The organism is Pistricoccus aurantiacus (assembly GCF_007954585.1).
Taxonomy (GTDB): domain Bacteria; phylum Pseudomonadota; class Gammaproteobacteria; order Pseudomonadales; family Halomonadaceae; genus Pistricoccus; species Pistricoccus aurantiacus.
In genome coordinates this window covers 2,254,333-2,270,007 of sequence record NZ_CP042382.1, presented here as the reverse complement: position 1 = coordinate 2,270,007, position 15,675 = coordinate 2,254,333, and the positions used below count along the sequence as shown (strand labels likewise).

Genomic DNA, 15,675 nt, shown 5'->3' with positions numbered 1-15,675 from the left:
GTCAAACGCTGGAAAACGGCAGACGCCCGTTGAACGCTCGGCTCAGGGTGCCGCCATCGACATATTCCAGTTCGCCGCCCATGGGCACCCCATAGGCAAGACGAGACAAACGGATATCACGATCTTCGAGCTGGGCGGCAATATAATGGGCCGTGGCCTCTCCCTCCACGGTGGGATTGGTGGCCAGGATAATCTCGTCGATTTCACCCTCGGACAGCCGCGATTCCAACTGATCGAGACCGATATCTTCCGGGCCGATACCGTCCAGGGGGGATAGATGACCATGCAGCACGAAATACTGACCGCGGTAGCCGCCGGCTTCTTCGATGGCCAGCATATCCGCCGGGGATTCGACGATACACAGGAGTCGCTCATCGCGCCGGCTGCTGCGACACAGCTCGCACAGCTCCGCCTCGGTCAGAGTGCGACAGCGCCGACAATACCCCACTTCCGCCAAGGCCTGAGCCAATATCGCCGCCAGGCGTTCGCCGCCGGGTCGATCCCGCTCCAGCAGATGCAGCGCCATCCGCTGAGCGCTCTTGGGACCGACGCCGGGCAGCACGCGCAGCGACTCCAGCAGTCGATCCACCAGGGGTGAAAAACTCATCAGAACGGCATCTGGAAGCCCGGGGGAAGATTCAGGCCGGAAGTGGCCTCTTCCATCTTGGCCTTGGAGCTGGCTTCCACCTTGCGCACCGCGTCGTTGACCGCTGCGGCGAGCAGATCCTCGAGCAGCTCCTTGTCCTCTTCCATCAAGGAAGGGTCGATTTCCACCTTGCTGACATCGTGGCGACCGTTCATGGTCAACCTGATCATGCCCGCGCCGGCTTCGCCCTGGACTTCGGACTGCGCGATTTCCTCCTGCACGCGCTGCATTTTTTCCTGCATTTCCTGGGCCTGCTTCATCAGGTTGCCCATTCCGCCTTTCAACATGATCTTTCCTCTCTCATGGGAATAATTTTATACCGCTAGCTGCCATCAACGGATTGCTCGCATCAAGCTAATCAGCTTCCGATTCGGGGCTTTCCGCTGACACGCTTTCCTCGATCAGTGTGGCGCCAAACACCTGTTGCAACTGTTGAATATGCGGGTCCGACCGCAAGGCTTCAACCGCCACCGCATGACGTTCCTTAGCCAGCCGCTCGGTCTGGGCGCTAGGAGTTTCGACATCCGGATCAATCTCTCCCGGGCTGATATCGAGCCGCCGCGGTAAGCCGCTGGCCTCGAGTGCCTTCTGTATGCGCTGGATGTGAATATCCGCCAGCATCGCCGATTGGCCGGGATCCAGACGCATCTTGAGTGTACTGCCGTCGTCTGTTTCGACAGCGCAGTGAGCGGCCAGGTTTCGTGTCAGGCCGCTGAGCGAAAGTCCTTCGAAAAGCCTCAGCCAGGCAGTGTGATCGAGCCGCTCCGCGTCGCCGAGCGTAACGTCTTGCGATGCCGTTTCGTGCTCCACGGCGCTTTCCTCGACGATACCCCCTTCATCACTCTCTTCATCCGCTTGAAGGTCCACCAGTTTCTCAGCCGGTGGCGCTTCCGGGGCGAGCTGCTCATCCAGAAGCCAGGGCGGCGGCTCATCCAGCGGCGGAGTGTCATCGATAGGCTGCGAGACATCGGCGGGTTGGAGGTCTTGGTCGGACTGAGAGCCCTCGGCCAAGAACTCAGGAGACGGTAAGCCGGAAGATGCTGTTTCATCAGGGGGAGAAATCCCAGCCGATGGAGAAGACTTCTCGGCGGGAGGCGTGAAGGGTTCTTTGTATGCTGCTGAGAATTCCTTACCTGCTGAAGGCTCTTTACCCGCTGACGGCTCTTTATCCTTAACCGCTGAGGGCTCTCCGCGCAACGGCAGCGGCGTCTGGGGCGGTTTGGGCACGCCCTGGGGGCGAAACGCTAGCATTCGCAGCAAGGTCATTTCCAGCGCCGCACGCATATCCGGCGCGTATTCCATGTCGCCTCGCCCTTGCAAGCCGATCTGGTAATAGAGTTGCACGTCTTCCGCGGTAAAGCGCGCCGCCAGGGCGAGCAGGCTATCGCGGTCGCCGTGGCCGTTATCCACCGCGTTCGGCACCATCTGCGCGATGGCCAGGCGATGCAAGAGACCCAATAGATCGTCCAGCACGCCGGTAAAGTCAGGCCCCTGCTCCGCCAGGGCGGCAATTTCAGCCAGCACGCGGGAGGCATCCACTTCCGCCAGCGCCTCGATCAACGTCAATAGAAGGCGGTGATCCAAGGTGCCCAGCATGGCGGCCACGTCCGCGTGGCGAACCGTGCCTTGACCGAAGGCGATAGCCTGATCCGTCAGGCTCATGGCATCGCGCATGGAGCCATCCGCTGCCTTGCCCAACAGCCAGAGCGCGCTTTCCTCGAAAGTGACCTCTTCGGCGTTCAGCACTCGGGTAAGATGCTCGACGATACGCTCCGGCGGCATGTTCTTCAGGGTGAACTGCAGACAGCGGGACAGGACCGTCACTGGCAGCTTCTGCGGGTCCGTGGTAGCCAGCAGAAACTTCACGTGGGGCGGCGGCTCTTCCAAGGTCTTGAGCAGCGCGTTGAAGCTGTGAGTGGACAGCATGTGCACTTCGTCGATCAGGTACACCTTGTAGCGCCCTTGGGTGGGAGCGTACTGCACGTTGTCCAGCAGTTCTCGGGTATCTTCCACCTTGGTACGGGAGGCGGCGTCTACCTCGATCAGATCGACGAAGCGCCCTTCGTCAATGGCCCGACAGCTTTCGCATTCGCCGCAGGGACGCGAGGTCACACCTTCATCGCCGTAGCCGCCGGCGGTGCAGTTCAGGCACTTGGCGAGAATGCGCGCCAAGGTGGTCTTGCCTACCCCGCGGGTGCCGGTGAAGAGATAGGCGTGGTGCAGCCTGCCTTGATCCAGCGCATTGACCAAGGCGCGCTGTACATGTTCCTGGCCGACCAGTTCATGAAAGGTGCGCGGACGCCATTTACGGGCCAGTACCTGGTAGCTCATGCAGCGTGGAATCCTTGCAGCGGTGTGGGACGCTATCGACGTCGATTCGAACGTTCGCCGTGATCGATCGTTTCCGCAAGTGGCGGACTGTCGCTCGAAAGCGCTGTCTTCAACACTTGGCCGGGCCGGCGACAAGCGACTTGGCTGGTATCGCTCGGCACGAGCCGTATTTTGAATAATCGTTGAAAATCGGGATAATTATAGCGTCATCTTGTTCCTGGCGTCAGCTAGGCTACAACGGCTACTACAATGATTAGCGCTTATTTTCAACGACCAGGGAGTACGGTATGTACCAGAAAATCATGGTCCCGGTGGACTTGGCGCATCTGGAAACCCTGCAAAAATCGCTACGGGTCGCCGTGGACATTGCTCGCCTCTACGAGGCGGAAATTTACTATATCAGTATCACCTCTTCATTACCGGGCAAGGTGGCCAGAACCCCGGAAGAGTACACGCGAAAACTCGAGGAATTTGCCGACGAACAAGGCGAAACTCACGGTTTGGCCACCAGCGCGCGCACCTTTCTGAGTCATGATCCGGTGGCGGATATGGACGAAATCATCGTAAGTGCCGCCAAACGAATCGGGGCCGACCTGATCGTGATGGCGACTCAGCTGCCTGGACGACTGAATATTTTTCTCCCTACCAATGGCAGCCGCGTGGCGCGCCACACTGAAGTATCCGTTTTCTTGGTGCGAAGCTAATAATTTTCCCGTTTTTCAGGAGTCTTCCTGGTGGAAAAACAAGCAAACTCTTTACAAGGAGAGGCCCCGACGCCCGAGGGTGTTCCCTCCCCTGACGGTCCCGCCAACTTGATCGATACGGACTACGTGATCGGTCAGGATAATTTCAGCGGTAACAGGTTAGGCATGGCGGTCGACCTTCACGGCAAGGTCTTCAGCATCTCGGCGCTGGTGGTGGTGTTCTTCGTGATACTCACGCTGGCGCTGCCAACCCAGGTCGAACCGATATTCGATGGTATGCGCGTCTGGCTGACCAACAATCTGGACTGGTTTTTCATATCCGCCGCCAACGTCTTTGTTTTGCTGTGCCTTGGCTTGATCGTTTCGCCGCTTGGCAAGGTCCGCATAGGAGGAATGCATGCCAAGCCGGATTTCAGCTACGCCGGCTGGTTTGCCATGCTGTTCGCCGCAGGCATGGGCATCGGCCTGATGTTCTATGGCGTCTCCGAGCCCATGTCGCACTTTGCCTCCTCCTTTGGCGGCACGACACTGGGCGATAACGGCCTGCGAAGCGACTGGGCGCCTCTGGGGGGCGCCGGCGACGATGCGCAAACCGCCACCGCACTGGGCATGGCCGCCACCATTTTCCACTGGGGGCTTCACCCTTGGGCCATCTACGCGGTGGTCGCCCTGGCCCTGGCGATCTTTTCCTACAACAAGGGTCTGCCGCTGACCATGCGCTCGATCTTCTACCCGATCCTCGGCGAGCGCGTCTGGGGATGGCCGGGACATGTCATCGATATTCTTGCGGTCTTCGCCACCCTGTTCGGCCTGGCCACCTCGCTGGGGTTCGGCGCTACCCAGGCCACCGCCGGGTTAGGCTATCTGTTCGACATACCCGATAACAACGTCACCATGGTACTGCTGATCACGGGTATTACCCTCATTGCTCTGATCTCGGTAGTGTCCGGGGTGGACAAGGGCGTTCAGCGGCTTTCCCAGCTTAATATGGGGCTGGCGTTTCTGTTGCTGCTTTTCGTGATCTTCGTCGGGCCAACGCTGATGATCCTCACGGGCTTTTTCGAAAACCTGGCCTCCTATGTCACTCATCTTCCTGCCCTGGCCAACCCCTTCGGTCGTGAGGACGACAACTTTCGTCAGGGCTGGACCGCCTTCTACTGGGCCTGGTGGATCTCCTGGTCACCGTTTGTCGGCATGTTCATCGCCCGGGTCAGTCGTGGTCGTAGCGTGCGTGAATTCCTGGTAGCCGTGCTGCTGGTGCCGTCGATCATTTCCGTGCTGTGGATGACCGCATTCGGAGGAACCGCGATCCACCAGTTCGTTGGCGATGGTTTCGAAGGCGTCAAGAATGCCGCTCTCGAGTTACAGCTCTTCGTCATGCTGGGTCAACTGCCGCTTTCCGCTATTACCTCCTTCGTGGGGATCGTGCTGGTGATCGTCTTCTTCATCACCTCCTCGGATTCCGGCTCGCTAGTCATCGATACGATCACCGCCGGCGGCAAGGTCAACGCGCCCAAGACCCAGCGGGTATTCTGGGCCATCATCGAAGGCGTCATCGCCATCGCCCTGTTGCTGGGAGGCGGCTTGACCTCATTGCAGGCCATGGCCGTCTCCACCGGTTTGCCTTTCACGGTGATTTTGCTGGTAGGCTGTTACGCCATCGTCAAGGGTTTGATGAGCGAGCCCCGCGCGTGAACCGCTTGGCTATAGGCTGACTCACCAGGCCCGCTTCCATGAAGTGGGCCGTTTCGATTTACTACGAGGCAGTATCGGTATTGCGGTACCGAAAAACCCGCATCAGAGTAAACGCAACCACTAGCACAAAGGAGTTTCTTTTGAGCGATCAAACGCAATCTTCTTCATCGAATGAGGATGAAGTCGTCGAAGGTATCCCGGCACCGGAGGGCCCTACCGATCTCATCGACACGGATTACGTGATCGGTCAGGACAATATCCAGACCAGCAAGTTCGGCATCGACATGGACCTGCATGGCAAGGTCTTCATGGTGTCTTCGCTGGTGGTGCTGTTTTTCGTCATCATCACCCTGGCGCTGCCGGAGCAGATGGGACCCGTCTTCAACGGCATGCGAGGCTGGCTGACCGGCAACCTCAGCTGGGTATTTCTGTTTGCCGCCAATGTCTTTGTTCTGGTGACGGTGGTGCTGATATTCACTCCCTTGGGCAAGGTGCGCCTGGGCGGCCCCGAGGCCACGCCGGACTTCAGCTATTTCGGCTGGTTTGCCATGCTGTTTGCCGCGGGCATGGGCATCGGCCTGATGTTCTATGGCGTCGCCGAACCGCTGACCCACTTTAGTACCGCGCTTGATGGTACCTCCGGCGCGCCGCTTAGCGGCGCGCAGGGCGACGATCGAGGCGCCATTTCCTTGAGCATGGCCGCCACCATCTTTCATTGGGGGCTGCACCCTTGGGGAACCTACGCGGTGGTCGCCCTGGCCCTGGCGCTCTTTTCCTACAACAAGGGCCTGCCGCTGACCATGCGCTCGATCTTCTATCCGATCCTCGGCGAGCGTATCTGGGGCTGGCCGGGGCATGTCATCGACATTCTGGCGGTCTTCGCCACTCTGTTCGGTCTGGCCACTTCGCTGGGGCTGGGCGCAACCCAGGCGTCTTCGGGCCTGCATTACCTGTTCGACACGCCGAACAACAACGTGACCATGGTGATACTGATCATGGGCATCACCGCCGTGGCGCTGGGTTCCGTAGTGGCCGGCGTGGACAAGGGCGTTCAGCGCCTTTCGATGCTCAACATGGGGCTGGCGTTTCTGTTGCTGCTCTTCGTGATCATCGTCGGACCCACGCTGATGATCGCCACGGGATTTTTCGAGAATCTGCTCTCCTACGCGACCCATCTTCCCGCGCTGTCCAACCCGTTCGGCCGGGAAGATGCCGGCTTCGTCGAAGGCTGGACCGCCTTCTACTGGGCCTGGTGGATCTCCTGGTCGCCGTTTGTCGGCATGTTCATCGCCCGGGTCAGCCGAGGCCGCACGGTGCGGGAATTTCTGACCGCGGTGCTGCTGGTGCCGATGCTGGTGTCGGTACTGTGGATGACCGCCTTCGGCGGCGCCGCCATCGAACAGTATCTTTCCGGTTTCGAAGGCGTCGCGGATGCCGCCGTCGAACTGCAACTGTTCGAGATGCTTGGCCAGCTACCGCTGTCGTCCATCACATCCTTCGTTGGCATCGTGCTGGTCATGGTGTTCTTCATCACCTCCTCGGATTCCGGCTCCCTGGTGATCGACGCCATCACCGCCGGCGGCAAGGTGGATGCCCCCCGGTCTCAGCGTATCTTCTGGGCGCTCATCGAGGGCGCCATTGCCATCGCCCTGCTGTTGGGCGGTGGTCTGGAAGCGCTGCAAGCAGCCGTACTGATCACGGGCCTGCCCTTTGCCCTGGTTCTGCTGGTAGGTTGCTACGCTATCGTCAAAGGACTGCTCAGCGAGCCGCGTCCATAGAACGTTTGGCCTCCTGCTCAGTCTTGGGCCCACTTCAATGAAGTGGGCCATTTTATTCAGCGCTGAATTCGCATTGTCAATTTTCCGACCAGGAGCTTCCCTTGAGCGATCAAACCCCATCTTCTTCAGCAAGTGGTAATGAAATCGTCGACGGCGTCCCGGCGCCGGAAGGCCCCACGAACCTGATCGATACTGACTACCAGATTGGTCAAGATAATCTTACCGCCAACAAGTTCGGCTTGAGTTTCGATCTTCATGGCAAGGTCTTCACGATTTCCGCGCTGGTCATCGTATTTTTTGTTGTCACCACTCTGGCGTTTCAAAACGAGGTCGAGCCGGTTTTCAGCAGCATGCGCGACTGGCTGACCAGCAATCTAGCCTGGTTCTTCATGCTGTCGGCGGATATTTTCGTACTACTATGCGTCGGCCTGATCGTTTCGCCCTATGGCAAGATCAGACTTGGCGGCAAATACGCAAAACCGGATTTCAGCTATACCGGCTGGATCGCCATGCTGTTTGCCGCGGGTATGGCCATTGGCCTGATATTTTATGGCGTCGCGGAGCCGATCACCCATTTCAGTAATGCCGCCGGCGGTATCGTCGCCGAGAACGGCCTGCGTACTGATTCGGCGCCTCTGGGCGCGGCGTCCGGTGACTCCGCCAAGGCCACACAGCTTGCCATGGCAGCCACCATCTATCACTGGGGCCTGCATCCTTGGGCCATCTATGCGGTAGTTGCCCTGGCACTGGCGCTTTTCGCCTTCAACAAGGGTCTGCCGTTGACCATGCGCTCGATCTTCTATCCCATCCTGGGGGAGCGTATATGGGGCTGGCCCGGGCATATCATCGATATCCTGGCGGTATTCGCCACCCTCTTTGGTCTGGCCACGTCCCTTGGGATCGGGGCGTCTCAGGCAACCGCGGGCATGGAGCATCTGTTCGGCATTCCGAACAACAACGTGACCATGGTGCTGCTGATCATGGGCATCACCGCCATCGCCCTGCTCTCCATCCTGGCGGGCATGGACAAGGGCGTTCAGCGTCTTTCCCAGATCAACATGATCCTGGCCTTCCTGCTGCTGGTGTTCGTGATCGCCGTGGGGCCGACCCTGTATCTCGTTGGCGGCTTCTTCAAAAATCTAGGCGCCTACGTGACGAACCTGCCTGCGCTCTCCAATCCCTTCGGTCGTGACGACAGGGGTTTCGTCGAGGGCTGGACCGCCTTCTACTGGGCCTGGTGGATCAGCATCACGCCGCTGGTCGGCATGTTCGTCGCCCGCATCAGCCGGGGCCGCAGCGTGCGGGAATTCCTGGTTGCCGTGCTGCTGATTCCTTCGATCGTTTCAATCATCTGGATGACCGCCTTCGGCAATACCGCCATCCATCAGGTTGTTGCCGATGGGTTTCAAGGCGTCGAGAACGCGGCCCTTGAACTTCAACTCTTCGTCATGCTGAGCCAACTGCCCTTTTCGTCGATTACGTCGTTTTTGGGCATCGTGCTGGTGATCGTGTTCTTTACCACCACCTCGGACTCCGGCTCTCTGGTCATCGACTCCCTCGCTGCCGGGGGCAAGATCAACGCACCCAGGGTACAGCGCGTGTTCTGGGCCATTATCGAGGGCGTCATTGCCATTGCCCTGCTGCTGGGTGGCGGCTTGACAGCACTACAGGCAGGCGTCATCTCTACCGGCCTGCCTTTCACCCTGGTGCTGCTGGCCTGCTGTTACGCCATCGTCAAGGGCTTGATGAGCGAGCCGCGAAATTAATGCCGCTCAACTCCAAAGCCGTCCGATGGGCGTTTCCGGTCGGAAGCGGTTGGCGATCTGGGCCTGCAGCAGTTCCGCGGTGGCCAGGGCGTCGCTCAGCGCATGATGGCTCTGGTAGGCGGGCAGATGATAGCGCTCGCGACTTGCCTGCAGGCGAATCGACGTGGGCCGCAGGCCCAGCAGGCGCTTGACCCAGATCCGGCGGCGCCGACGGTGCAACCTGGCTTCCAGCTGCATGGTGTCGATCATCGGGAACATCAGGCTTTCTTTCGTGCGCTCTCGCAGGGCATGGTCCAGAAAAGGGCGCTCGATATGACGGAAATGCACCACGGCGATGCGCCCCGCCAGACAAGCCAGCAGTTCATCCAGGATATCGTCGAGGTCCGGCGCGTTGGCGATTTCCGAGTGGGTGATATGGTGAAAGACCACTGATTCCCTCAATAGCTCACGCCGGGGCCGAACTACCCAGTAACGCTTCTCCGCCAGCCGAATACGCTTCAGATTGAAAGGAATCAGTCCGACGCTGACGATACCGTGGCGGCTCGCGTCGAGGCCGGTGGTTTCCATGTCCATCGCCACCAATGGCGCTTCGCTGATGGGGGTATCCGGCGCCAGTTGGCTGTTGCCATAGAACCGCTTGAGACGCGCATCCTTGACGGTATTGGCACGCAAAGCCATGTAGCCGGGCCAGCTGGCGCGCTTCTGGCGCCTGGTCAGCAGCAGCCCGCGCATCAGCGTCTACGGCCTGGCGACGACATGGGATAGCGAAACTTGAGGAACTTCTGCGCGTGGCTCAAGGCTTCGAAGGCGTCCTTGAGATGATGACGCTCGCTACTGGAAACGTTCTCCGGCTCGATATTGTTGTCCGGCTCTCGCTCCTGTTCGATATCTATCGCCTGATGGCGAATGCGTGCCATGGAGATGAATTCCAGGCTATAGCGCAGTTTTTCACTTACCCCTTCCGCCAGTAGCCGCGTACTGGCGATATCGTTCAGCCGGTCGAAGCTGTTCTGTGCTCGGGAAGCACAGGCCAGCGCATGCACGCGAATCAGATCCACCATGGGCGCCGTGCCGCGCCGCTTGAGGTTGATGGTATTTTCCTGCTTGCCGCTCTTTTCCATCACGAAGGTGCGAAAGAATCCCAGGGGCGGGGTGCGGTTGCAGGCGTTGCGCGCCAGCGCCGCCAGGAAGTCCGGGCGCTGGGAGGCGCGCTCGGCGATCAGATCCTGCAGCTGTTCGACGAAGACCTCTTTTCCGTAGACACTGGCCAGATCGAAGAAGATCGAACTATGCAGCAACCGCTCCGGGTTGGGATTATCGATCCACTCACTGAAATAGCGCTTCCATTGTTTCAGGGGCTGACGCCAGTCCGGATTGGTGGCCATGATATTGCCCTTGCAATACGGGTAGCCACAGGCGTCCAGGCCGTCGCTGACGAATGTTGCCAAGGCTTCGAAATAGCCGTCGTGACTTGCCGGATCGAAGCGGTCGTCGAGCACCAGCGCATTATCCTGGTCGGTGACGATGGTCTGCTCCTCCCGGGCCATGGATCCCAGCGCCATGAAACAGTATGGCACCGGCGGCGGCCCCAGCTTGGCCTCGCCGAGCTCCAGCAGGCGACGAGTGAAGCTTCGCCCGATGGTGGAAAGCGCCCGCCCGATCATCTGGGAGTCTGCGCCCTCTGTCACCAGTTGGACGAAAGCAGCCTTGACGTCGACGCTCAGCCGCGCCAACGCCTTGGCGCTGGGCTGATTGAAGATGTTGCTGACCAGATACAGACTGTTGTGGGTCTCGTAGCGCACGATATCCGACAGATGCAGCACGCCGATGGGGCGGCGCCGATGCAATACCGGCAGATGATCCACATTGTTGCGCAGCATGCCGAGCATGGCTTCGTAGACGGACTCATCGGACTGGATCGTCACCAGATTGCGGGACATGACTTCCTTGACCGGGGCCTCCGGCGCTACCCCCGCCGCCAGGACGCGAGTGCAGAAATCCCGGTCAGTCAGAATGCCGACCATCTCCCAAGCCTGGCCATCGCGGCCCGTGAAGTGATATTGCCAATCCTCCTGGGGCTTATCGACAATCAGCACGCAGGTGACGCTTTCATCGCGCATCTGCTGAGCGGCGGTCTGCAATGACGTGGTAGCTTCCACCATGACCGGCGCCCGGCTGACCAGCCGGCGTACCCGGGTTTCCATCATGTCGCTATTGTGCTGCTGATTTTCCAGGGTCGTCTTGAGCCGCGATCTCCCGGCTTCGACGAACCCGGCGAAGGTGTCGTCCTCGTCACAAAGACGCGCGAATACCTCGTCGGGAATGAAATAGATCAAGGTGTCTTCGATGGTGCGTACCGGGAAGCGCACGCGCTTGTTGCGCAGCAGATCGAAGTAGCCAAAGATATCGCCTTCTCCCAGGCGATTGAAGAGATTGCCGCTGCGCCAGAACATTTCCACCGCGCCGCTGCGGATGTAGCACAGCTCGTGGATTTCCTGTTCCTGCTCCAGCACTTGGGTATCCGCCTTGAAATAACTGACTTCGATACGCGACACCACTTCATCGAGCAGCTCGTCGGACAGGCTATCGAAGGGGGGAAAGCGGCTCAGGTGATCGCGAATTTCCAGCAGCTCGGCATCCATGAAGATCTCGACATCGGGAGGGTACGGGAAGGGATTGTCGAAAAGAGCGATCCCTCAGGTCAAGCATTCAAGTCGAACCCACCTGGCGTTATTTTTGAAAGGCGCTCCGCGAATCGCTAGTTTGATAGGTTGATGCCCTTCCAACTGCAAGGATGCTCATGGCCACTCCCATTCCGCACGCCACGCTTTATATTAGCGCGCTATGCCTATCAACAGCCTTTTCGACGACAATATTCGCTCAGCCGGTTGCACTGGAGCCGATAACGGTGGCGGCGCCGCGATTGGAACGTGAGCTTTACAAGACACCGGCGGCGGTTTCCGTTATTCCTGAAAGAGAAATTGCCCAGGGCCGGCAGCGGGTCAGACTCGACGAGTCGCTGAGACGAGTGCCCGGCGTATTCATCCAGAATCGCGACAACTTCGCCCAGGGCGCCCGAGTGGCGATTCGCGGCTTCGGCGCTCGCGCGCCATTCGGCGTTCGCGGCATCACCGTACTGATGGACGGTATCCCCTATACCCTGCCGGACGGTCAGGCGCAGCTGGATGCCATCGACCTGAATAGCGCCGAGCGCATCGAGGTGATTCGCGGTCCATCGTCAGTGCTTTATGGCAACGCCGCCGGCGGGGTCATCGCCGTCACCACCAAGGACGGCAAGGGCGACAGTGCGGGAAGCCGAGTACGGGTGGAAGGCGGCAGCGACGGCTATGGCCAGCTGGCCGCCAGTCACGGTGGACAGAGCGGCTCCTGGTCGCATCACGTCAGCGTGTCTGGACTCAACTTCGACGGCTATCGCGATCACAGCAGCGTCGAAAAATATCAGCTCAACGCCAAGCTGCGTCGTGAGCTCGACCAGGATCGCGCTCTGACGGCGATCGTCAATCTGCTCGACAACCCGCGCTCGGAAGACCCGGGCGCCCTCACCGCAGAGCAGGTCGAAGCCGACCGCTCCCAGGCGGGCCGGTTCACGGAACAATATGACACCGGTCAGGAGGTCGATCAGCAGGTGCTGGGACTGCAATACGAGGATCTCGCCTTCGGTCCCGGCGAGCTTTATGTGAAAGGCTTTGCCAGCCAGCGCAATTTCAAGCAGCAGCTGCCCTACCCCGGCGACAGCCTGATCGACTACCAGCGCGATTACTGGGGCGGCAGCGCCGAGTACCACCAATCGCTGCGACTCGGCGATCTACCGCTGCGCTATGTAGTCGGGCTGGACTTGGCCCGTCAGAAGGACGACCGCCACCGACGCAACGTGGAATTCAGCGGCGAGGTCACCGGCAAGACCGCGGACGAGACCCAGACGGCGACCTCCGCCGGCCTCTTCGCCAAAGGCGACCTGGACCTGACCGACCGGCTCACTCTGACCCTGGGCGGCCGCTTCGATCGGGTGAAGCTGAAAGTCGAGGACGATTTCGAACAGGACGGCGATCAGAGCGGTGAACGCACTTTTCGCGAATGGAGCGGCTCGGCGGGGGTGAGCTATCGCTATCGGCCCGCTCACCAGCTGTACGTCAACACCGGCACCGCCTTCGAGACACCGACCTTTTCGGAATTCGCCAATCCGGCCGGCACCGGCGGGTTCAATCCGTCCGTGGAGCCGCAAAAAGCCTGGAATCGTGAAATCGGCCTGCGCGGCAATTTCGTCAACGGCCTGGAGTACGATCTGACGCTGTTCTCGGTGCGGGTTCGCGACGAATTGGTGCCCTACGAAGGCGAAAGCGGGCGCAACTTCTATCGCAATGCCGGCGACAGCTCTCGAGACGGCCTGGAAATGGCGCTGGGCTGGCAGTTCGCCGATAGCTGGCGCTGGGACACGGCGCTGACCCTGGCGAACTACGAGTTCGATGAATTCGAGACCGACGATGCTGATTACAGCGACAATCGAATTCCCGGCCTGCCGGAGCAGACCTGGATCAATCAGCTGACCTGGCAGGATACCGATGAGCGTTTCGCCACCCTGGAAACGCAATATCTTGGCAACCTGGTGGCGGACAATGCCAATCAGGTCGAGGTGGACAGCTACTGGCTGGTCAATCTACGCGCCGGTGATGGTTGGATGCTAAACGAAGACAGTTTGATTCGCGCCTACGCCGGCATTCGCAACCTGCTGGATGAAGACCACTTCGCCAACGTGCGCATCAACGCCAATACCGGGCGCTATTTCGAGCCTGCCCCGGGGCGAACGTTCTACGCGGGTATCGAAGTGGCGTTCTGAAAACCAGTCCATGACCCCTGTATACGAGGGTGCAACGGTTCAATAAAATTGGACATCCATGTGATGAGCTATTTGTCTTCCTCGTCGCGCTCTTCCAGCAGTTCGATCTGAATCTGCTGCAGCTCGACCAGCTTATCCCACTGGCGCGCCAGCTGATGATCGATCTTCTCGTGGAGTTGGCGAATTTCCAGCTCGGCCTTGAGATTGACGCGATAGTCGTTCTCGCCGCGCAGCCGATCCTTGGTCTCCTGTCGACGCTGGCTCATCATGATCACCGGCGCCTGAATGGCGGCGAGGCTGGAAAGCGCAAGGTTGAGCAAAATGAAGGGATAGGGATCAAAAGGCTTGGCGAGAATTCCGACGACGTTCACCGTCATCCAGACGATCAACACGGCGGTAAACGCCAGGATGAAGGTCCAGGATCCACCGAACTGCGCGACGCGGTCGGCCATGCGTTCGCCAAAGGTCACCTTGCCTTCCAGCATGTCCTCCGGGGGTTGTGAGATCGGTTGACCGCTGCCCAGGCTTTCGATCACCTGCCGGTCCAGTTCGCCCAGCTCGCCACGCTCCTGGGCGAGCAGCTGCTCCACGTAGAGACGACGATATTTCGTCAGATCCTTACGACAAATTGCCTTGCCCTCGTCCCAGCCGGGCGCCGCGCGAGCGATCAGCTCCAACACGCCGGGGCGCACGGAGATCCAGGGCCGCAGGGAGCTCGGCGCGAACTGGCGCTGGCAGACATGACAGAGCGCCTTGTGCTTGTGCGTGCCGACCGCTCGCCTGTCCATCATTCCTGCACCCCCAGATCGAAGACCTGCAGGCCATCATGAGCCACCTGGCGGTGTCGCCAGGCGTTATGGGAAAAGGTGGTGTCCACGTCTGTGCTTCCCGAAGCCCAATGCTCCGTCATCGACAAGCGCGAGAATTCGTAGTCTTTCGACTGGCCTTCATATTCGACCTTACGATGGATCAAATGCACCAACGTCACCGGGCAATCGGGCCCGGTGTTGCGCAGCCATGTCATGTCCGGATCGTCCCGCAGCTCCTTCGGCAGCTTGGCGAACAGTCGCTCCGCCGCGGCGCGGATGTCATGCAAGTGCACGTAACGATCCGTCGTCAGTCGGGTACGGCTGGAATAGCGAATATCCTTTTCGCGCTGAGCCACTTCCGCCATGTTCCGGGGAAGGTTTCCCCTGGCGCTGAACAGATCGACCTGAAAGATGCATACCGGATCGCCGCTGGCAGTGTCGAGCACGTACTGCAGCGGGGTGTTCGACACCAGACCGCCGTCCCAATACGCATGCCCTTCGATGGTGACCGGAGGAAAGCCCGGCGGCAGCGCCCCGCTGGCCATGACGTGCTCGACGGTGATGCGCTCCTTCTCGCTATCGAAATAAGCGAAGTTGCCGGTTTCGATATCCACCGCCCCCACGCTCAGCCGAGGGCCTTGACCGTTCAGGTAATCGAAATCGACAAGGGCTTCGAGCGTCTTGCGAAGCGGCTGGGTGTCGTAGAAGCTCAGACTGCATACATCGCTATCCGCCAGGTAGTTCATGAAGGGATATCGCGGGGTGAAGAAACCGGGCACGCCCCAAAGCAGAGCACAGTTGGCGGCGAACTCATTGAACCACTGCCTGGATTTCGCGCCGGCCAGCCAAGGTATCGCAATCAAATCACCGGTTACCCCCTCCCAGAAGGCCTGTAGCCGCGCCACTCGATTCTCAGGTGGATTGCCGCAGATGATAGCGGCATTGATGGCGCCGATCGAAATCCCCGCGACCCACTCCGGCTCGTGCCCATGATGAGCAAGCCGCTGGTAGGCGCCGGCCTGATAGGCACCTAGGGCGCCACCGCCTTGCAAGACGAGAATGTTGCGCTCCGCAGCTATTGATTTGGCCAT

The 15,675-nt window shown here is 59.9% G+C and carries 12 protein-coding genes; 5 read left to right on the top strand and 7 right to left on the bottom strand.

What is annotated here, in order from left to right; genetic code table 11:
- Position 1 precedes the first annotated feature (1 nt).
- From recR to dnaX, 3 genes are all read right to left on the bottom strand, one after another.
- A complete protein-coding gene (recR, locus tag FGL86_RS10860) occupies positions 2-607 on the bottom strand; it encodes a recombination mediator RecR (protein ID WP_147184577.1) in 606 nt (201 codons plus the stop codon).
- The gene (locus FGL86_RS10855) at positions 607-933 is read right to left on the bottom strand and encodes a YbaB/EbfC family nucleoid-associated protein (protein ID WP_147184576.1); all 327 of its coding nucleotides are present in this window, start codon (positions 931-933) and stop codon (positions 607-609) included. Before FGL86_RS10855 ends, recR begins: the two co-directional genes overlap by 1 nt.
- Before the next feature lie 67 nt (positions 934-1,000).
- Positions 1,001-2,977, bottom strand: coding sequence for a DNA polymerase III subunit gamma/tau (dnaX, locus tag FGL86_RS10850; protein ID WP_147184575.1), 1,977 nt, complete (start codon positions 2,975-2,977; stop codon positions 1,001-1,003).
- A gap of 287 nt (positions 2,978-3,264) precedes the next feature.
- Here dnaX and FGL86_RS10845 point away from each other — a divergent pair, with 287 nt between their 5' ends.
- From FGL86_RS10845 to FGL86_RS10830, 4 genes are all read left to right on the top strand, one after another.
- The gene (locus FGL86_RS10845; RefSeq protein WP_147184574.1) at positions 3,265-3,681 is read left to right on the top strand and encodes a universal stress protein; all 417 of its coding nucleotides are present in this window, start codon (positions 3,265-3,267) and stop codon (positions 3,679-3,681) included.
- A gap of 30 nt (positions 3,682-3,711) precedes the next feature.
- Positions 3,712-5,376, top strand: a complete 1,665-nt coding sequence (locus tag FGL86_RS10840) for a BCCT family transporter (protein ID WP_147184573.1) — start codon at positions 3,712-3,714, stop codon at positions 5,374-5,376.
- Between the two features lie 140 nt (positions 5,377-5,516).
- Positions 5,517-7,154, top strand: a complete 1,638-nt coding sequence (locus FGL86_RS10835; protein ID WP_246131598.1) for a BCCT family transporter — start codon at positions 5,517-5,519, stop codon at positions 7,152-7,154.
- Positions 7,155-7,255: 101 nt separating this feature from the next.
- Complete coding sequence (locus FGL86_RS10830; protein ID WP_222433744.1) at positions 7,256-8,920, top strand: BCCT family transporter; 1,665 nt, start codon at positions 7,256-7,258, stop codon at positions 8,918-8,920.
- A gap of 6 nt (positions 8,921-8,926) precedes the next feature.
- On the opposite strand, the gene FGL86_RS10825 is transcribed toward FGL86_RS10830, so the two are convergent.
- Together FGL86_RS10825 and FGL86_RS10820 are read right to left on the bottom strand one after the other, a co-directional pair.
- Complete coding sequence (locus tag FGL86_RS10825; protein ID WP_147184570.1) at positions 8,927-9,652, bottom strand: 3'-5' exonuclease; 726 nt, start codon at positions 9,650-9,652, stop codon at positions 8,927-8,929.
- Complete coding sequence (locus tag FGL86_RS10820; protein ID WP_147184569.1) at positions 9,652-11,562, bottom strand: DUF294 nucleotidyltransferase-like domain-containing protein; 1,911 nt, start codon at positions 11,560-11,562, stop codon at positions 9,652-9,654. Before FGL86_RS10820 ends, FGL86_RS10825 begins: the two co-directional genes overlap by 1 nt.
- A 158-nt stretch (positions 11,563-11,720) precedes the next feature.
- Here FGL86_RS10820 and FGL86_RS10815 point away from each other — a divergent pair, with 158 nt between their 5' ends.
- Complete coding sequence (locus tag FGL86_RS10815; RefSeq protein ID WP_147184568.1) at positions 11,721-13,775, top strand: TonB-dependent receptor family protein; 2,055 nt, start codon at positions 11,721-11,723, stop codon at positions 13,773-13,775.
- Positions 13,776-13,843: 68 nt separating this feature from the next.
- On the opposite strand, the gene FGL86_RS10810 is transcribed toward FGL86_RS10815, so the two are convergent.
- Positions 13,844-14,566 carry a DUF1003 domain-containing protein gene (locus tag FGL86_RS10810; RefSeq protein WP_222433743.1) on the bottom strand — a complete coding sequence of 241 codons (723 nt, stop codon included), beginning with the start codon at positions 14,564-14,566 and terminating at the stop codon, positions 13,844-13,846.
- Positions 14,563-15,675, bottom strand: coding sequence for a patatin-like phospholipase family protein (locus FGL86_RS10805; protein ID WP_147184567.1), 1,113 nt, complete (start codon positions 15,673-15,675; stop codon positions 14,563-14,565). Before FGL86_RS10805 ends, FGL86_RS10810 begins: the two co-directional genes overlap by 4 nt.